This window comes from Streptomyces sp. NPDC001514, assembly GCF_053597075.1.
In genome coordinates, this window is sequence record NZ_JBSFHO010000040.1 from 1 (window position 1) to 17461 (window position 17461).

At 71.0% G+C, this 17461-nt stretch carries 17 protein-coding genes; 8 read left to right on the top strand and 9 right to left on the bottom strand.

Translation table 11 applies throughout. The features are described 5' to 3' along the window. Positions 1-91: 91 nt before the first annotated feature. Positions 92-793 carry a DNA alkylation repair protein gene (locus ACWCXB_RS31600; RefSeq protein WP_450727199.1) on the bottom strand — a complete coding sequence of 234 codons (702 nt, stop codon included), beginning with the start codon at positions 791-793 and terminating at the stop codon, positions 92-94. A 49-nt stretch (positions 794-842) separates the two neighbouring features. Between ACWCXB_RS31600 and ACWCXB_RS31605 the strand changes: the two genes are divergently transcribed. Further along, positions 843-1547, top strand: coding sequence for a TVP38/TMEM64 family protein (locus ACWCXB_RS31605; protein WP_450727200.1), 705 nt, complete (start codon positions 843-845; stop codon positions 1545-1547). 169 nt (positions 1548-1716) lie between these two features. On the opposite strand, the gene ACWCXB_RS31610 is transcribed toward ACWCXB_RS31605, so the two are convergent. Next, the gene (locus ACWCXB_RS31610) at positions 1717-2886 is read right to left on the bottom strand and encodes a thiolase family protein (protein WP_450727201.1); all 1170 of its coding nucleotides are present in this window, start codon (positions 2884-2886) and stop codon (positions 1717-1719) included. Between the two features lie 151 nt (positions 2887-3037). On the opposite strand from ACWCXB_RS31610, the gene ACWCXB_RS31615 reads away from it, so the two are divergent. From ACWCXB_RS31615 to lnt, 5 genes are all read left to right on the top strand, one after another. Further along, positions 3038-3493: a winged helix-turn-helix transcriptional regulator gene (locus ACWCXB_RS31615; protein ID WP_450727202.1), complete on the top strand. Its 456-nt coding sequence runs from the start codon at positions 3038-3040 to the stop codon at positions 3491-3493. A 209-nt stretch (positions 3494-3702) separates the two neighbouring features. After that, positions 3703-4578, top strand: a complete 876-nt coding sequence (locus ACWCXB_RS31620) for an undecaprenyl-diphosphate phosphatase (RefSeq protein WP_450727203.1) — start codon at positions 3703-3705, stop codon at positions 4576-4578. Between the two features lie 325 nt (positions 4579-4903). Then, complete coding sequence (locus ACWCXB_RS31625) at positions 4904-6916, top strand: APC family permease (RefSeq protein ID WP_450727264.1); 2013 nt, start codon at positions 4904-4906, stop codon at positions 6914-6916. Between the two features lie 56 nt (positions 6917-6972). Then, positions 6973-7434, top strand: coding sequence for a nuclear transport factor 2 family protein (locus tag ACWCXB_RS31630; protein WP_450727204.1), 462 nt, complete (start codon positions 6973-6975; stop codon positions 7432-7434). A gap of 100 nt (positions 7435-7534) precedes the next feature. After that, positions 7535-9169, top strand: a complete 1635-nt coding sequence (gene lnt / locus ACWCXB_RS31635; RefSeq protein WP_450727205.1) for an apolipoprotein N-acyltransferase — start codon at positions 7535-7537, stop codon at positions 9167-9169. Here lnt and ACWCXB_RS31640 read toward each other — a convergent pair. Next, positions 9093-9998, bottom strand: a complete 906-nt coding sequence (locus ACWCXB_RS31640; RefSeq protein WP_450727206.1) for a Gfo/Idh/MocA family protein — start codon at positions 9996-9998, stop codon at positions 9093-9095. The genes lnt and ACWCXB_RS31640 overlap by 77 nt on opposite strands. A 19-nt stretch (positions 9999-10017) precedes the next feature. Beyond that, on the bottom strand, positions 10018-11244 hold the full coding sequence (locus ACWCXB_RS31645) for an FAD-dependent monooxygenase (RefSeq protein ID WP_450727207.1): 1227 nt from the start codon (positions 11242-11244) through the stop codon (positions 10018-10020). Between the two features lie 76 nt (positions 11245-11320). Between ACWCXB_RS31645 and ACWCXB_RS31650 the strand changes: the two genes are divergently transcribed. Both ACWCXB_RS31650 and ACWCXB_RS31655 read left to right on the top strand, forming a co-directional pair. Continuing rightward, a complete protein-coding gene (locus tag ACWCXB_RS31650; RefSeq protein WP_450727208.1) occupies positions 11321-11998 on the top strand; it encodes a TetR/AcrR family transcriptional regulator in 678 nt (225 codons plus the stop codon). 41 nt (positions 11999-12039) lie between these two features. Continuing rightward, the gene (locus ACWCXB_RS31655; protein ID WP_450727209.1) at positions 12040-12555 is read left to right on the top strand and encodes a DinB family protein; all 516 of its coding nucleotides are present in this window, start codon (positions 12040-12042) and stop codon (positions 12553-12555) included. Between the two features lie 37 nt (positions 12556-12592). On the opposite strand, the gene ACWCXB_RS31660 is transcribed toward ACWCXB_RS31655, so the two are convergent. The 5 genes from ACWCXB_RS31660 to fabG form a co-directional block, all read right to left on the bottom strand. Then, complete coding sequence (locus ACWCXB_RS31660) at positions 12593-13066, bottom strand: hypothetical protein (protein WP_450727265.1); 474 nt, start codon at positions 13064-13066, stop codon at positions 12593-12595. 275 nt (positions 13067-13341) lie between these two features. Further along, positions 13342-14025, bottom strand: coding sequence for a uracil-DNA glycosylase (gene ung, locus ACWCXB_RS31665; RefSeq protein ID WP_450727210.1), 684 nt, complete (start codon positions 14023-14025; stop codon positions 13342-13344). A 116-nt stretch (positions 14026-14141) separates the two neighbouring features. Then, positions 14142-15719: an ABC transporter substrate-binding protein gene (locus tag ACWCXB_RS31670; RefSeq protein WP_450727211.1), complete on the bottom strand. Its 1578-nt coding sequence runs from the start codon at positions 15717-15719 to the stop codon at positions 14142-14144. Between the two features lie 118 nt (positions 15720-15837). Then, on the bottom strand, positions 15838-16605 hold the full coding sequence (locus tag ACWCXB_RS31675) for an SDR family oxidoreductase (protein WP_450727212.1): 768 nt from the start codon (positions 16603-16605) through the stop codon (positions 15838-15840). Positions 16606-16621: 16 nt separating this feature from the next. Continuing rightward, a complete protein-coding gene (fabG, locus tag ACWCXB_RS31680; RefSeq protein WP_450727213.1) occupies positions 16622-17383 on the bottom strand; it encodes a 3-oxoacyl-ACP reductase FabG in 762 nt (253 codons plus the stop codon). Positions 17384-17461: the final 78 nt, after the last annotated feature.

Genomic DNA, 17461 nt, shown 5'->3' on the forward strand with positions numbered 1-17461 from the left:
GGTGCCCCCACCGCGTCGATTTCCTCCTCCGCCTTGCGATGTACGGCACCAGACCCCGCTCACTGATCCGGCCTGATCGACCGGACAGGACCTAGAGGTTCTTGAGCGCCTCGCGCGCGGAGAGCGGTGCGAGCCGGTCACGGGCTCCGGCGACGAAGTCGCGCACCGCGTCCGGGTCGGTCTTGGCGTACTCCCGCAGGCTCCAGCCGATCGCCTTGCGGATGAAGAAGTCGGTGTGGCCGGACTGGCGGAGGCAGTACCGGAAGAGCCGTTCGGCGTCGGTGGTGTCCTTGCGGCGGAGTTGGTGGAGGAGGGCGGTGCGGGCGATCCAGAGGTTGTCGTCCTCGATCCACTCGTCCATGACGGGCACGAGCTGCGGATCGGCGGCCACAAGTGGGCCGACGACATGTGCGGCGAGCGCGTCGACGGTGTCCCACCAGGGGACGGTGGCGATGAGGTGCCGTGCGACCGGCAGGACTCCGGATGAGCAGCGTCCGACGTGGCGACGCAGATAGTCGACCGCGAAGTAGTGGTACTCGCGCTCGGGCAGCTCCCAGCAGCGCAGTGCGACGGCCGTGCAGTCGGCTTCGGCAGGGCTCGGGGTGCCTTCGAGGACGGTACGGGACAGGGCACGCCGGTCGGGTGTGCGGATGCCGAGAAACGGCGCGACGTCCTTCATGTACGCGGCGGCCTCCGCGGCCCTGTCCGGGTCGGCCGCCGCGGCGTATGTGGTGGTCAGCCGCTCCAGCAACGTGTCGGCGAGGGCGCTGCGGGGCGTGGCCGGGTGCGTCATGCGGCACAGGTTACGGCGATCAGCCGGTTGCGTCGGTTACTCTCCCCGAATGCTCGACCCCGTCCCCGGGCCGCGCGACGGCCTCGTTCTCCGCTGCGGCCGGGCCTTCCTCTCACCCTGGGCCCGGCTGGCGCTGCTCGTGCTGCTGCTGGCGTGCGCGGCCTCCGCGATGGTGCTGTACGAGCCCGAGCGGCTGCTCGCCACGGGGCTGCCGTTCCAGGTGAGCGGCGGCGCGGCGGTGGTCCTGTTCGGTGTGGCGTACGGCCTGTGCACGGCAGCGTTCGTGCCACGGCCCCTGCTGAACCTGGCCGCGGGCGCGCTCTTCGGCTCCCAGGCCGGCCTGGCCGCCGCGGTCGCCGGCACAGTCATCGGCGCGGGCATCTCCTTCACCCTGGGCCGCCTACTGGGGCAGGACGCGCTCCGGCCGCTGCTGCGCGGCCGCTGGCTGACCGCTGCGGACGGCCAGCTCAGCCGCAACGGCTTCCGCTCCATGCTTGCCCTGCGTCTCTTCCCCGGCATCCCCTTCGCCGCGGCCAACTACTGCGCCGCGGTGTCCCGCATGGGTTACGTCCCCTTCCTCCTGGCGACGGCCCTCGGCTCGATCCCCAACACGGCGGCCTACGTCGTCGCGGGCAGCCGCGCGGCCTCGCCGACCTCGCCGGCCTTCCTCGCGGCGACGGGCTTCATCGCACTCTCTGCCGTGGCCGGGGCCCTGGTGGCCTGGCGCAAGCGGCACCGGCTCCGCAAGGTCTGACGGCCAGGACCCCCGCGGCTCGGACGCCGGCGGGGCCGAGGTTCAGCCCGTCCGGCGTTTGATGACGGACACGCGGGCGGCCACCGGACGGTACCGGTCGCCCCCGCGCACCCCGCACCCCGCACCCCGCACCCCGCACCCGCGCGCACCGCACCGCACCGCCGTACGGCTACAGCGCCTCCAGGATCGTCGCGTTCGCGAGGCCGCCCGCCTCGCACATCGTCTGGAGGGCGTAGCGGGCACCGCGGGCCCGCATCGCGTGGACGAGGGTGGTCATCAGGCGGGTGCCGCTCGCACCGAGGGGATGGCCGAGGGCAAGGGCGCCGCCGTGGACGTTGAGCCGGGAAGGATCCGCGCCGGTCTCCTGGAGCCAGGCCAGGACGACGCTCGCGAAGGCCTCGTTGACCTCGAAGAGGTCGATGTCGTCGAGGGCGAGGCCCGCGCGCTGCAGGACCTTCTCCGTGGCCGGGAGCACTCCCGTCAGCATGAGGAGCGGGTCGGAGCCGGTGACGGCGAAGCTGTGCAGCCGGGCGAGCGGGCGCAGGCCGAGCCGGTCGGCGGTCTCGCCCGCCATGACGAGGACCGCCGACGCCCCGTCGTTCACGGGGCTGCTGTTGCCCGCCGTGACCGACCATTCGATCTGCGGGAAGCGCTCGGCGAAGGCCGGGTCCTCGAAGGAGGGCCGCAGGCCCGCCAGGATCTCGGCCGTCGTCCCCGGCCGTACGCTCTCGTCCCGCGTCAGCCCGGCGATCGGCGCGACCTCGGCGTCGAAGAGCCCGTCCGCCCACGCCGCGGCCGCCCGCTGATGCGACGTCACCGCGTACGCGTCCATCGCCTCCCGCCCGATGGACCACTTCGCGGCGATGAGCTCGGCGCTGATCCCCTGCGGCACCAGCCCTTCCGGATACCGCTCGGCGACCCCCGGCCCGAAGGGGTCGGCGCCCGGCGGCACGTTGGACCACATCGGTACGCGGCTCATCGACTCGACGCCGCAGGCGATGACGACGTCGTACGCGCCCGCCATGACGCCCTGGGCCGCGAAGTGCACGGCCTGCTGCGAAGAGCCGCACTGGCGGTCGACCGTCGTGGCGGGCACGTGCTCGGGGAACCCGGCGCCCAGCCAGGCGTACCGCGTGGTGTTCATGGCCTGCTCGCCGACCTGGTCGACGGTGCCGCCGACCACGTCGTCGACGACGGCCGGATCGATTCCGCTGCGCTCCACGAGGGCGCGGAGGGTGTGGGAGAGCAGTGCGACGGGGTGGACCTGGGCGAGCGCGCCGTTCGGCTTGCCCTTCCCGATCGGCGTACGGACGGCTTCGACGATGACGGCATCACGCATGGAGCGCGCCTCCTCCGCTCACGGCATGGCACTGCACCGCGGCGCAACACGGCGCGGCGTGTGCATGAGTTGGAAAATTGGACTCACTGGCTACTCAACAGTAGCCGGGTAGGTTGGGATTTCCAACCCACCCCCCTCTAGGCTGGGACCCATGAAGACCCCGCGACCCTGTTCCATCGCCGACACACTCGCTCTCGTCGGCGAGAAGTACGCCTTGCTCGTCCTGCGCGAGGTCTTCCTCGGTGTCCGCCGCTTCGACCGGATCGCCCGCAACACCGGCGCGCCCCGCGACATCCTCACGGCCCGGCTGCGCCGCCTCGTCGAGGCCGGAGTCCTGGAGAAGGTCCCGTACAGCGAGCGCCCGCAGCGCTTCGAGTACGTCCCGACGGAGGCCGGCCGCGAACTGCAGCCCGTCCTGCTGACCCTGATGGCCTGGGGCGACCGGCACCTCACGGAACGCCCCCCGACGGTCCTGGAGCACGCCTGCGGCGAGCAGCTCACCCCGGTGGTCGTCTGCGCGTCCTGCGGTGGCGAGGCGACCACGGACAACCTCACCCCGCACGTCCATGCGCCGGGCTGGACGGTGACGGGCCCGGCGGACGACTGAAGGCCCGCTGCGGCCCGAACCGAAGCCGGCACCGCCGGCCGCCCTGGTCGGCGGCAGCGGCCGGGCGTCGATCCGGTGGGGAGTTCGCCGTGCGACAGCCCGCCCGCGGGCCGGAAATCCGATGACGCTACGCTGCCACGCGACGGACGCATGATCGCGGTCCGCTTCACCCGTTCAGACCTGACCAGCACTTGGATGGCTTAGCTTTCATGTCGTGGTTCGAATCACTCATCCTCGGGCTCGTCCAGGGGCTGACCGAGTTCCTGCCCATCTCGTCCAGCGCGCATCTGCGCCTGACGGCGGCGTTCGCGGGCTGGCACGACCCGGGGGCGGCGTTCACCGCGATCACCCAGATCGGTACGGAGACGGCCGTCCTGATCTACTTCCGCAAGGACATCGCACGGATCGTCTCCGCCTGGTTCCGCTCCCTGACGAACAAGGCGATGCGCCATGACCACGACGCGCAGATGGGCTGGCTCGTCATCGTCGGCTCGATCCCGATCGGTGTGCTCGGCGTCACGCTGAAGGACCAGATCGAGGGTCCGTTCCGGGATCTGCGGCTGATCGCCACCACGCTCGTCGTGATGGGCATCGTGCTCGGGATCGCCGACCGCCTCGCGGCCCGCGACGAGACGGGCGGCAAGCACCGCGCGATCAGGCACCGGAAGTCCCTGGAGGAGCTGTCCGTCAAGGACGGTCTGATCTACGGCGTCTGCCAGGCGATGGCCCTCATCCCTGGCGTTTCCCGTTCGGGCGCCACGATCAGCGGCGGTCTGCTGATGGGTTACACCCGCGAGGCGGCAGCCCGCTATTCGTTCCTGCTCGCGATCCCCGCGGTGCTCGCTTCGGGCCTGTTCGAACTGAAGGACGCGGGCGAGGGCGGGCATGTGTCCTGGGGGCCGACCATCTTCGCGACGATCATCGCATTCGGTGTCGGATATGCAGTGATCGCCTGGTTCATGAAGTTCATCTCGACGAAGAGTTTCATGCCCTTCGTCATCTACCGGATCCTGCTCGGCATCCTGCTCTTCATCCTCGTCGGCACGGACACGCTCAGCCCCCACGCGGGCGAGTCGGCCGGCTGACGACGCCGGGGCCGAGCGACCGTCGGCGCCTGCCGGCCCGCTACCGCACCGCCGGTCCGCCAGTGGCGCCGCCTTGCGCACCTCGTCGGTCGCGTGCGGCAGGTGCGGAGTGTGGTTCACGAGCCGGGCCGGGTTTCCGAACGCGGCAGCCACGATGGCCGCCATGGGCATCGACCGACGGACCGTACGACCGACAGACGGACGCGGCCCCGGCACCCACCCCCTCCCGCACCCCTACGACCCCGTACGGACCCCGCTTCGCGTGTGGGCCCGCCCGGCGCGGCGGGGCGCGGCGGGCGGGGCTGCCCCGCATACGCTCGCGTCCGTGTTCAACGTCACGGCGTTCCTGAAACGGCTGGTCATCGGGCGCGCGCTGCGCAGCGAGGAGCTGGGCGAGACGCTGCTGCCGAAGCGGATCGCGCTGCCGATCTTCGCCTCCGACCCGCTCTCCTCGGTCGCGTACGCCACGCAGGAGATCCTGCTGGTGCTCACTCTCGGCGGGCTGGCCTATCTGCACTTCACGCCGTGGATCGCGGCCGCGGTCGTGGCGCTGATGACGATCGTGGTGCTCTCGTACCGCCAGGTGGTGCACGCCTATCCGAGCGGCGGCGGGTCGTACGAGGTGGCCTCCACCAATCTGGGCCCGTCCGCGGGGCTGGTGGTCGCCGCGTCGCTGCTGGTCGACTATGTGATGACGGTGGCCGTGTCCGTGGCATCCGGCGTCGACAACATCATCTCGGCGATTCCGGAACTGGCCGAGCACCGGGTGCTGATGGCGCTCGTCTTCGTCGCCCTGCTCACCGCCATGAATCTGCGCGGGGTGCGCGAGTCGGGCCGGGCGTTCGCCACCCCGACATATCTGTTCATCGCCGGCGTGCTGATCATGTGCGGCACGGGGCTGCTCCGCTATCTGCTCGGCGACGCTCCCGTCGCCCCGACCGCCGCGTACGGCATCGAGCCGGATCCGGCCGACGCGAACCTGGCGGGTCTGGCGCTGGTCATGCTGGTCCTGCGCGCGTTCTCCAGCGGCTGCACGGCACTGACCGGCGTCGAGGCGATCTCCAACGGCGTGCCGGCGTTCCGCAAGCCCAAGTCCCGGAACGCGGCAGCCACGATGGCCGCGATGGGCATCATCGCCATCACGATGTTCGTCGGTGTCACGACGCTCGCGATCGTCGCGAAGGTGCACATCGCGGACGACAGTTGCCGCCTGACGGGTCTGCCCGACTGCGAGAACTACACGCAGCGCACGGTCATCGCCCAGCTGGCGGCATCGGTCTTCGGCGGCGAGAACAGCTTCGGCTTCTACTACGTCCAGGCCGCCACCGCGCTCGTCCTGATCCTCGCGGCGAACACGGCCTTCAACGGCTTCCCGCTGCTCGCCTCGATCCTCGCCCAGCACCGCTATCTCCCGCGGCAGCTCCACAACCGCGGTGACCGGCTGGCGTTCTCCAACGGCATCCTGGCCCTCGCGATCGTGGCCGGACTGCTGCTCTGGGGATACAAGGCGAACGTCACCAACCTCATCCACCTGTACATCCTGGGCGTCTTCACCTCCTTCACGCTCTCCCAGACCGGCATGGTCCGGCACTGGAACCGGGAGCTGCGCACGGTGACCGCCCCCGCCGTGCGCCGGCGCTGTCACACCGCACGGGCCGTCAACGCGACCGGTGCGGTCACCACCTGTCTGGTTCTGGCCATCGTGCTGGCCACCAAGTTCACCCAGGGCGCCTGGCTGGCGGTGCTCGCCGCGATCGTGCTGTGGGTGATGATGCGGGGCATCCGCCGCCACTACGACGCCACATCGGCCGAGCTCATGGTCACCGACCCACGCAGTGAACTGCGGCCGCCCTCCCGGGTCCTGGCGATCGTCCTGGTGTCCACCCTGCACAAGCCCACCCTGCGCGCGCTCGCCTACGCCCGTGCCTTCCGGCCGGACCGGCTGGAGGCGCTGACCGTCGCCGTCGACCGGGATGCGGCAGCGGAGCTGCAACGGCAGTGGGAGGAGTACAGCATCGAGGTGCCGCTCAAGATCCTCGACTCCCCGTACCGGGAGATCACCAGCTCGGTGCTGATGTACGTGCGCTCCATCAGGCGCGAGAGCCCCCGGGACGTGGTCGCCGTGTTCATCCCGGAGTACGTCGTCGGGCACTGGTGGGAGAACCTGCTGCACAACCAGTCGGCGCTGTGGCTGAAGAGCCGGCTGCTCTTCACCCCCGGGGTCATGGTGATCAGCGTGCCCTGGCAGCTCAGTTCCTCGGCCCACGCCGACCACCCGGCCGCCCGCGCCCCCGGAGCGGTCCGCCGCGGCGAGCCCGCGAGCCGGTACAAGCGGTGATCCCGGATCCTGCGTGGACCCTTGGCGTGGCGCGGTCGCTGACCCACACTTGGCCGATGACGCAGCGCGTGAATCTCGCGACGGTGATGGACCGGTTGGCGATCGACGACGTGATCACCGGCTACGCGGTGGCCGTGGACGACGCCGACTGGACCGGCTACCGGGCTCTGTTCACCCCGGACGGCCGTGCCGACTACCGCGCCGCGGGCGGTATAGAGGGCCCGGCGACGGAGGTCGCGAGCTGGCTGGCGGAGACGATGCGGCTGTTTCCCGTACGACAGCATCTGATCGTCAACCGGTGGGTGCGCATCGAGGATCTCGGCGGCTATCCGGGCGACACGGCGGATGCGCAGGCCGACTACGTCAATCCGATGCGGCTGGAGTCGGGCGACGACTTCGTCTCCGGCGGGCGGTACGCGTTCGGCCTCGCGCGTACGGACGGTGGGTGGCGGCTGCGTTCGGTGACCGTGCAGGAGAAGTGGCGGCACGCCGCGTTCCTGGCCGCGGCCGCCGACTGATCGCCCGCGCACTGTCCCGGCCGGCGCGGCTCCTTCACACTGGAGACACACACTGCTCTCGGGGCTCCGGGCCCTCGGGTCTGGGGCGAGGAGGCGCGGCATGCGGATTCCGGTCGGCCGGCGGGAGCAGCTGACGAGGCTGTCGGCGTCGCCGTGGTGGCGCGGCGCGGCCGTGTTCGCGGCGGGCGCGCTGCCCGCGCTCGCGTTTCCGGCGCCGGGGCTGTGGTGGTTCGCGTATGTGGCGCTCGTACCGTGGCTGCTGCTGATCCGTACGGCTCCGACGGGTCGTCGCGCGGCCGTCGACGGCTGGCTCGGCGGCACCGGTTTCATGCTGGCCATGCATCACTGGCTGACGCCGAACCTCCATGTGTTCATCCTGCTGATCGCGGCGCTGCTCGGGGTGCTCTCGGCGCCCTGGGGGTGGCTGGTCCGCTCGATGCTGGGCGGGGCGGGCGGTCCGGGTGGACCCGGCGGGGCGCCGTCGGCGGGCCGGGCCGCCGCCGCGATCGCCGTCGTGCCGTCGGGCTGGCTGATGGTGGAACTGGTCAGGTCCTGGGAGGGGTTGGGCGGCCCGTGGGGGCTGCTCGGGGCCAGTCAGTGGGAGGTGCCGCCCGCGCTGCGGCTCGCCTCGGTGGGCGGGGTGTGGCTGGTGAGCCTGCTGGTGGTGGCGGTGAACACGGCGGTGACATTGCTGGTGGCGCTCCCGACGGCACGTGTCCCCGCGGTGGCGGGTGTCTGCGCGTGCGCGCTGGCGGTCGGGGCGGTGTGGCTGTGGTCGCCGCGGCCCGAGCGGAGCGGTGAGGTGTTCCGGGTCGCCGTCGTGCAGCCGGGGGTCATCAACGGGGTCGGCGGAGCCGACCGGCGTTTCGCGCGCGGCGAGCAGCTCACCCGGGAACTGGCGGGCCGGGACGTGGATCTCGTGGTGTGGGGCGAGAGCAGTGTCGGTGCGGATCTGGCCGCGCGGCCGGGATACGCGGCGCGGCTCGCCGCGGTGTCGCGTGCCGTGGGCGCCGACGTGCTGGTCAATGTGGACGCCCGGCGCTCGGACCGGCCCGGCATCTTCAAGAGCAGCGTGCTGGTCGGACCCGACGGCCCGACCGGGGACCGCTACGACAAGATGCGGCTGGTTCCCTTCGGCGAGTACGTCCCGGCCCGCGCGGTGCTCGGCTGGGCGACGTCCGTGGGCAAGGCTGCGGGGGAGGACCGGATGCGCGGCAGCCGTCAGTTCGTGATGGTGCTGCCGGACGGCGAGGGCCGCGCGGGTCTTCGGGTGGGTCCGATGGTGTGCTTCGAGTCGGCGTTCCCCGACATGAGCCGCCGGCTGGTCAGGAGTGGCACCCAGCTGCTGGTCGCGCAGTCCGCGACATCGACCTTCCAGGCCAGCTGGGCGCCCGCGCAGCATGCCTCGCTGGCGGCGCTGCGGGCGGCGGAGACGGGCAGGCCGATGGTGCATGCCACGCTCACGGGTGTGAGCGCGGTGTACGGGCCCGAGGGTGAGCCCGTGGGTGAGCGGCTGGGTACCGATGCCAGTGCCTCCGCCGTGTACGAGGTCCCGCTCGCCGGCGGCACGACGCCGTACGTCCGGGTCGGAGACTGGCCGGTGTACGGGGCGCTGGCGGTGCTGGCGGCGCTGTGCGCGGCCGAGGGTCTGCGGGCTCTCAGGAAGCCTGCGCCAGAGACTGCCGTACCACCCGCTCGCACAGCTCATGGGTCAGCAGTGCGTCCTGGGCGCTGAGGAACTTGCCCGCGCGGACGGCGTCGAGGAAGGCGGACACGCACTGCTCGATGCCGCGCTGGCGGGCCACCGGCACCCAGTCGCCGCGCCGTCGCACGGTCGGCTGGCCCTTGTGGTCGATGACGTCGGCGAGGTTGAGCACCTCCCGCTTGGTGTCCTGGCCCGCGACTTCGAGGATCTCCTCGGTGGAGCCGTTCAGCCGGTTCATCATGCCGATCGCGGTGAAACCGTCCCCGGAGAGCTGCAGGACGACGTGGTGCATGAGCCCGTCGCGGATCCGGGCCCGTACGTCGGTGTGCTCGACGGGGCCGGGGACGAGGAAGCGGAGGGTGTCGACGACGTGGATGAAGTCGTCGAGGACGAGGGTGCGGGGGTCCTCGGGGAGGCCGATGCGGTTCTTGCGCATGAGGACGATCTCGCGCGGGTGGTCCAGGCACTGGGCGTAGCCGGGGGCGAAGCGGCGGTTGAAGCCGACGGCGAGGCTCGTGCCGGTCCGTTCGGAGAGCTCCACGAGGCGTGCGGAGTCGGCGAGTTCGTAGGCGAGCGGCTTGTCGACGTAGGTCGGTACGCCGGCCTCCAGCAGCCGCGCCACGAGTTCGGGGTGGGCGGGTGTCGGGGCGTGCACGAACGCGGCGTCGAGGCCCTGGGCGAGGAGGGAGTCCAGGGTGGTGTGGCAGTGGGCGCCGGGGATGTGGTGGGCCGCCGCGATCCGGTCGAGGGTGGCCGGGGTCCGGGTGTGCAGATGCAGTTCGACATCCGCACGGGTGGTGAGCACCGGCAGGTACGCCTTCTGCGCGATGTCTCCGAGCCCGATGCAGCCGACCCTCACCGTTGGCCTCCCTCTCGCGTCATCGCGTCGCCGTGTGCGTGTCCGCGGTTCCGGCAGCACCGGCAGCATACGTGTGCTGCGGCGGTCGCCAGTCGGCGATGCCGTCGAAGCTGCGCAGGACGAGGCCGGGGCCGAAGCGGGAGACGGTCGCGACGAGGGTGTCGCGTACGGCGACGGCGACGGGGCTGCTGAGCATCGCCGTGCGACCCGTCCTCGTGGCCTGCCGCACGATCCCCATGGTGCGGGGCAGCCGGTTGCGGGTGTACTCGGCGAGGTCGTGGACGGCGTCCGCGCCGCGGCGTGCGTGGTGGGCGAGCACGATCGCGTCCTCGATGGCCTGGTTGCCGCCCTGGCCGAGGGTGGGCTGCATGGCGTGGGCGGCGTCGCCGACGAGGGCGACCCGGCCGTGGTGGTAGGCGGGCAGCGGCTCGGTCATGTGGTGCACGTCGTGACGCAGCACTCCGTCGGGCTCGGCGGCCGCGATGATGCCGGGGATCGGCTCGTGCCAGTCGCCGAAGCGGCGGAGCAGCTCGGCCTTCTCGCCGTCCGGGGCGTGCCCGCCGGCGGGCGTCACGGCGGCGGCGTACGCGTAGACGCGGCCGCCCTTCAGCGGCTGGGTGCCCCAGATGCGGCCCCGGCCCCAGGTCTCGTGCGGCGCGAAGGGGCGGTCGGGGGCAGGGACGACGACACGCCACGTGGTGAAGCCGGAGTACTGCGGTCCCCGGTGGTCGGGGAACAGCGCCCGGCGCACGGCGGAGTTGATGCCGTCCGCGGCGACGACGAGGTCGGCCTCCAGGTCGCCGCCGGGGGTGGCGACGACGGCGGGGCGGTGGTCGTCCCCCGCGTCCGCGAGGGTGGCGTTCACTCCGGTCCGTACGGCTCCGTCGGGCAGCGCGGAGGCCAGGATGTCCACGAGGGTGGCGCGGTGCAGCAGGACGAGCGGGCCGCCGAACCGCGCGGTGGTGGCGGCGCTGTCGGTGCGGTTCAGCCAGCGGCCCCTGGGGGTGCGCAGGCCGCCGTCGCCCTGCCAGGCGGAGAGGGACCTGACCCGCTCGCCGAGGCCGATGACGTCGAGGGCGCGCTGGGAGTTGGGGGCGAGGCCGATTCCGGCGCCGACGGGGGTGAGGGCGGCGGCACGCTCCAGGACGGTGGTGTCCCAGCCCTGCTGGTGCAGGGCGACGGCGGCGGTGAGTCCGCCGATGCCGCCTCCGACGACGACGGCGCGGGGAGCGCGGGTCCGGTCCATGACTCCTCCTCGTTACTACACCTGTAGTGACCTCGTCACCGTACTACAGGTGTAGTGCCAGAGGTAGGTTGTCCCCATGACCGCACGCACGTCCGCCACCCGCTCCGAACTGATCGCCGACGCCGCCCTGACCCTTCTCGCAGAGCGGGGCATGCGCGGGCTCACCCACCGGGCGGTGGACGAGGCGGCGGGGCTGCCGCAGGGCTCGACGTCCAACCACGCCCGCACCCGGCAGGCGCTCCTGGAGGCGGCCGTGCGCCGCCAGGCGGAGCGCGAGATGCAGGTGCTCACACCGGACGAGATGCCGGTCCCCGAGGGCGGTGCCGAGGCCCTGACCGACGCGCTGGCCCTCGCCCTCCACCGCTACCTCACCGACCACCGGGCGCTGCTGGTGTCCCGTTACGAGCTGGCCCTGGAGGCCACCCGCAGGCCCGAGTTGCGCGCGTACTACGACCGGGCGGGCGCCGCGTTCCGGGAGCCGCTGGTCGCGCTGATGGCGGGGGCCGGGTCGGCCGAGCCGGAGCGGCACGCCCTGTCGTTGGTGGCGTGGTGCGAGGGGCTGATGTTCTCCTGCGCCGCGGGGTCGTACCACGCGCGGGTGCCCAGCAGGGCGGAGCTCAGGAAGGGTTTCGTCGAACTGCTGCGCGGCATGCTGGGAGACCGGGCAACGGACCGTGGTCGCGCCGCGGACGCGGGTCCCGGCACGGACGCGGGTCCCGGCACGGACGGGAATCACCGCACGCTCGCCGGTTAATGCCTGGCCACGGGCCGGACCCATCGGCCAGGATGCCCGCCATGACAACAGCCGATCTTCGTACCGAGCCCTCCACCGTCGCCGACGAGCGCGCGCTGCTGGAGGGCTTTCTCGACTACCACCGCGAGACCCTGGCCTGGAAGTGCGCGGGGCTCGACGACGAACAGCTGCGCCGGGCTCCCCTCGCGCCGTCCGAGCTCTCTCTCCTCGGACTCGTACGGCATCTGGCGGATGTCGAACGCCACTGGTTCCGCCGCGTCCTGGCCGACGAGCAGGCCCCTCCGCTCTACTTCTCCGAGGAGGATCCCGACGGCGAGTTCCACGTCGGGGAGCAGGACACGTGGGACGAGGCCCATTCCACGTGGCGGGCGGAGATCGCCAGGGCCCGCGAGCTGACCGCGGCCCGTTCGCTCGACGACGTCTCGACACGGAAGGGCCAGGCAGGCGAGCCGTTCAGCCTCCGCTGGATCCTTCACCACATGATCGAGGAGTACGCCCGCCACAACGGGCACGCCGATCTCATCCGCGAGCAGATCGACGGCGCGACGGGCGAGTAGGACAGGGCCTGGCCGCGGACCGGTGGGCGGGACCGGGTCAGCCCTCCGCCAGCTGCCGGTCCAGCCGCGCGATCGCCGCGCGCACGCCGTTCCCGTACCCGTCGTCGCCGAGGGCGTCCGACGCCGCACGAGCGCGGTCCAGATGGGCGCGCGCGGCCTCCGGGCGGTGGAGCTTCACATAGTCCGCGGCAAGATTCAGATGCAGCGAGGGGTACATTCCGCGCACCGCGACCGCCGAGTCGTGCCGCGCCAGGCGCTCGTCGGTCAGCCCCTCCGCCGCGGACAGCGCCCGAAGATCCCAGGCCAGCTCGTCCCCGGGGTCGTCCTGGGTGTCGGCCATGTAGTGCGCGAGGGTGCAGCGGTGCAGCGGGTCGCCGACCTCGCCGATCTGCGCCCACAGTTCCCCGAAGCGGTTGCGCGCCTCCTCGCGGTCCCCCGCGTGGAGCAGCATGACCGCCTGCCCGATCCTGGTCATGACGGCGTCTTCCGACGTCTCGTGCTGCTCCCTCACCGCGGCCTCCAGCGCCTTGATCGCATGGACATGCGTGATCCAGACGCTAGCGGCCGCCACGGGTAATCCGGCACAGGCTCGGACCGGGGCCCGAGCCTGTCAGCCAGGTGCGCCCATACAGGCTCGGCTCACCCCCGGTGCGCTCCAGTGGCTGTCGACGGTCGATCGTGCTCGGCCCTTCGCTCCTCAGGACCTCCGCGCGCTCTTCCTTTCACTGTGCTCGACAGCGGCCTCCGGCCGTCGGCCACGCGCCTCTTCGCCCCACTCGCCAACCGTCAGCCGAGGTCCGGGATGCGCCAGTCGATCGGCTCGTGGCCCTGGGCCGCCACGGCCTCGTTGATCTGCGTGAACGGGCGGGAGCCGAAGAACTTCTTCGCGGAGAGCGGCGACGGGTGGGCACCCTTCACCACCACATGGCGCTGCTCTTCGATCAGGGGCAGCTTCTTCTGGGCGTAGTTGCCCCAGAGGACGAAGACCGCCGGGTCGGGCCGCGAGGCCACGGCGGTGATCACCGCGTCCGTGAACTTCTCCCAGCCCTTGCCCTTGTGGGAGTTCGCCTCGCCGGCCCGCACCGTCAGCACCGCGTTGAGGAGGAGGACGCCCTGCTGGGCCCACGGCATGAGATAGCCGTTGTCCGGCACGGGGTGGCCCAGCTCCTCCTGCATCTCCTTGTAGATGTTCCGCAGGGAAGGCGGGGTCTTGACGCCCGGGCGCACCGAGAAGCACAGGCCGTGGCCCTGGCCCTCCCCGTGATACGGGTCCTGGCCGAGGATCAGCACCTTGACCCGGTCGAAGGGCGTGGCGTCCAGCGCGGCGAAGACCTCCTCGCGCGGCGGGTACACCGGCCCCTTGGCGCGCTCGTCCTCGACGAAGTCGACGAGCTCCTTGAAGTAGGGCTTCTGGAGCTCCTCGCCGAGGACGCCGCGCCAGGACTCGGGCAGCATGGCGGTGTCGGTCACGTCAACAACCTCCGGTATGCGATCAGTTCTCTGATCCGGTTCTCTGATCACAGAACCTACCCGCGGCCACTGACAACCGCCGCCGGCGGCCGGGCGCAAGCCCGGCCGCGGCTCGTCTACCAGCTGGTCTTCCGCTGCAGCTCCCACACCTGCATGATCGTCTGCGGGTCCATGGCGCGCTCGCAGCCTGCGATCTCCTCGCTGGCCGCGATGTGCAGCTTGCCCTGCCACAGCGGGAGCAGCCGGACGTCCTGCACGAGGACGTCCTGCGCCCGCTCGAACGGCTTCGACACGGCCCCACGGTCGCTCTCCTTGCGGGACAGCGTGAGCTGCTCGGCGATCTCCGGGCTGTCGTAGGGCGTGCCGAGCGCGTTGTTCTTGCCGACGAACGGCGCGATGAAGTTGTCCGGGTCCGGGAAGTCCGGGAACCAGCCTCGGCCGAACACCGGGTACTCGCCGTTCTTGTAGCCCGCCTGGTACTCCTTCCAGGGCTTGCTCTTCAGCGTGATCCTGAACAGTCCGGACGCGTCCAGCTGCCGCTTGAGCTCGGCGAACTCGGGAGCGGTGGACGAGCCGTAGCGGTCCGTGGTGAACCAGAAGGTCAGCTCGACCGGTGCGTCGATCCCGGCCTCCCGGAGGATCTTGCGGGCCTTGTCGACATTCGGGTCGCCGAACGTGTCGAAGAAGCTGGTGGTGTGCCCGGCGATGCCCTTGGGGACCATGGAGTACAGCGGCTCGGCCGTGCCCTGGTAGACCTTGGCGACGAGCGCCTCACGGTCGACGACCTGGGCGATCGCCCGGCGTACCGGGAGCTTGGCCGCGGCCGGGTCCTTGGGGTTGAAGACCAGGTAGCGGATGTCGGCGCCGACGGTCTCGACGACCTGGAGGCCCTCGTTCTCGGGCGTCTTCTCCTGCAGGGCGACGACCTCTTCCGCGGTCAGACCACGGTTGGTGACGTCGATCTCCTTCTTCTTGAGCGCGCCCACCATCACTTCGGAGTCCTTGAAGTACCGGATGATGACGGCTTCGTTCTTGATGTCGGCGAACCCGTTGTAGCTGACGTTCCTCTTCAGCCGGGCCTCGGAGCCCTCCGTGTACGACTCCAGGGTGTAGGGGCCGGAGCCGAGGAGCTTGCCGTCCTCGCGGAGCTTGTCGGCCGGGTACTCGGCAGGGTCGACGAGGGACATCGCGGGCGTGGCCAGGATGAACGGGAAGGTGGCGTCCGCCTTGGTGAGCCGGAAGGTGACGGTGCGGTCACCTTCGGTCTCCACCTCGCTGAGGGATCCGAGCAGTCCGTTGGGACCGCCGTTGACGTTGATCTTCTGGATACGGTCGATGGAGTGCTTGACGGCGGCGGCGTCCAGCTTGTGCCCGTTGGAGAATTTAAGGTTTTCGCGCAGCGTGCACTGGTACGCCGTATTGGTCGGATCAATGAATTTACAGCTCTGAGCCGCGTCGGGCTGCGGGCTCGTGCTCCCGGTCGGGAAACTCAGGAGCGTCTGGAACACATTGCGGTACAGCTCCCACGAGCCGTCCCACGCGGCGGCTGGATCGAGTGTGCTGGGCTCACTCGTCGTACCGACCACCACTGGCTTGGCCCCATCGGCGTCATCGTCCGAAAACAGACCGCATCCCGCTACCAGGGATATGGACGCAAGGGCTGCAGCCGCCCGCAGCATCGTCCGGTTGAACACGTGCACGCTCCTCGTTCAGCCATGGGTCGGCGAACCATACCGCAGTGCCCCGCCGGATCAACGGGGAGGTCCGACGGGGCACTTGAGGTAATCCTGAGCCATTCAGGCACAAACCGGCTCAGTGAACTCCGGCATTAAGGAAAATACCTCCGTCGACCACGAGTGTCTGACCCGTGATCCAGTCCGACTGGTCGGAGGTGAGAAACGCGGCGGCCCCGCCGATGTCCCGGGGAACGCCGAGCCGGCCCAGCGGATAGGCCGCGGCCGCCTCCGCCTCCCGGCCCTCGTAAAGGGCTTCCGCGAACTTTGTCTTGATCACCGCGGGTGCGATCGCATTGACCCGGACGGCCGGGGCGAATTCGTGCGCGAGCTGGAGGGTCAGATTGACCATCGCCGCCTTGCTCATGCCGTACGCCCCGATGAACGGGGACGCGGAGATCCCGGCGATCGACGCGATGTTCACGATCGCACCGCCGTTCTCCTTCTGCCAGGCCTTCCAGGTCTGCTGGGCGAAGCCGAGCGCCGAGATCACATTGGTCTCGAAGACCTTGCGGGCCACCCCGAGGTCGAGTTCGGCGATCGGGCCGAAGACGGGGTTGGTGCCGGCGTTGTTGACGAGGAAGTCGACGCGGCCGAAGGCGTCCATCACGTGCTCGACGGCGGCCGCCTGGTGCGCTTCGTCATGGGCCTTGCCCGCGACGCCGATCACCCGGTCGGCGCCGAGCTGCTCAACTGCCTCCTTGAGGGCGTCCTCGCCGCGGCCGGTGATGCAGACGCGGTCACCGCGGGCGACGAACGCCTCGGCGATGCCGTAGCCGATGCCCCGGCTGCCGCCCGTGACGAGGGCGACCTTGCCGGAGAGCGGGGGAAGTTCCTGTGCGCTCATGTCTGTCGCCTCCGATTCAGTTGAGCGGGCCGCCGGCCACGTACATGACCTGGCCGGAGATGAAACCGGCGTCGTCGCCCGCGAAGAAGGCGATCGCGTTGGCAACGTCCTCCGGCCTGCCGACACGCTGGACCGGGATCTGGGTGGCCGCCGCGGCCTGGAACTCCTCGAAGCCCATGCCGACGCGCGCGGCCGTCTGGGCCGTCATCTCGGTGACGATGAAGCCCGGCGCGACGGCGTTGGCCGTGATGCCGAACTTGCCGAGCTCCTTGGCGAGGGTCTTGGTGAAGCCCTGCAGCCCGGCCTTGACGGCGGAGTAGTTGGCCTGGCCGCGGTTGCCCAGCGCCGAGCTGGAGGAGAGGGACACGATCCGCCCGAAGCCGGCGTCCACCATGTGCTTCTGGCAGGCCTTCGCCATCAGGAACGCGCCCTTGAGGTGCACGTTCATCACGATGTCCCAGTCGGACTCGCTCATCTTGAAGAGCAGGTTGTCGCGGAGCACACCCGCGTTGTTGACGAGGATCGTCGGCGCGCCGAGCTCGTCGGCGACCCGCGCCACAGCGGCCTCCACCTGGGCGGAGTCCGAGACGTCGCAGCCGACCGCGATGGCCTTCCCGCCCGCCGCGGTGATCTTCTCGACGGTGTCCTTGCACGCCGCCTCGTCGAGGTCGAGTACGGCGACGGCACGGCCCTCGGCCGCCAGACGCACGGCAGTGGCGGCGCCAATGCCTCGCGCCGCTCCGGTCACGATCGCGACGCGCTGCTCGGTGGTGGACATGGTTGGTTCTCCTCGCCCTTGGATCCCGTTGGATGCGGTCGCCCGGCACGGCCCAGATGAATGAGCGACCGCTTAGTA

Bases quoted from the DNA above. Each gene is read 5' to 3' on its own strand.
- ACWCXB_RS31610 (WP_450727201.1), bottom strand. From the start codon at position 2,886: ATGCGTGATGCCGTCATCGTCGAAGCCGTCCGTACGCCGATCGGGAAG.
- ACWCXB_RS31605 (WP_450727200.1), top strand. From the start codon at position 843: ATGCTCGACCCCGTCCCCGGGCCGCGCGACGGCCTCGTTCTCCGCTGC.
- ACWCXB_RS31650 (WP_450727208.1), top strand. From the start codon at position 11,321: ATGACCGCACGCACGTCCGCCACCCGCTCCGAACTGATCGCCGACGCC.
- ACWCXB_RS31675 (WP_450727212.1), bottom strand. From the start codon at position 16,605: ATGAGCGCACAGGAACTTCCCCCGCTCTCCGGCAAGGTCGCCCTCGTC.
- fabG (WP_450727213.1), bottom strand. From the start codon at position 17,383: ATGTCCACCACCGAGCAGCGCGTCGCGATCGTGACCGGAGCGGCGCGA.
- ACWCXB_RS31615 (WP_450727202.1), top strand. From the start codon at position 3,038: ATGAAGACCCCGCGACCCTGTTCCATCGCCGACACACTCGCTCTCGTC.
- lnt (WP_450727205.1), top strand. From the start codon at position 7,535: ATGCGGATTCCGGTCGGCCGGCGGGAGCAGCTGACGAGGCTGTCGGCG.
- ACWCXB_RS31600 (WP_450727199.1), bottom strand. From the start codon at position 793: ATGACGCACCCGGCCACGCCCCGCAGCGCCCTCGCCGACACGTTGCTG.
- ACWCXB_RS31630 (WP_450727204.1), top strand. From the start codon at position 6,973: ATGACGCAGCGCGTGAATCTCGCGACGGTGATGGACCGGTTGGCGATC.
- ACWCXB_RS31655 (WP_450727209.1), top strand. From the start codon at position 12,040: ATGACAACAGCCGATCTTCGTACCGAGCCCTCCACCGTCGCCGACGAG.
- ACWCXB_RS31620 (WP_450727203.1), top strand. From the start codon at position 3,703: ATGTCGTGGTTCGAATCACTCATCCTCGGGCTCGTCCAGGGGCTGACC.
- ACWCXB_RS31645 (WP_450727207.1), bottom strand. From the start codon at position 11,244: ATGGACCGGACCCGCGCTCCCCGCGCCGTCGTCGTCGGAGGCGGCATC.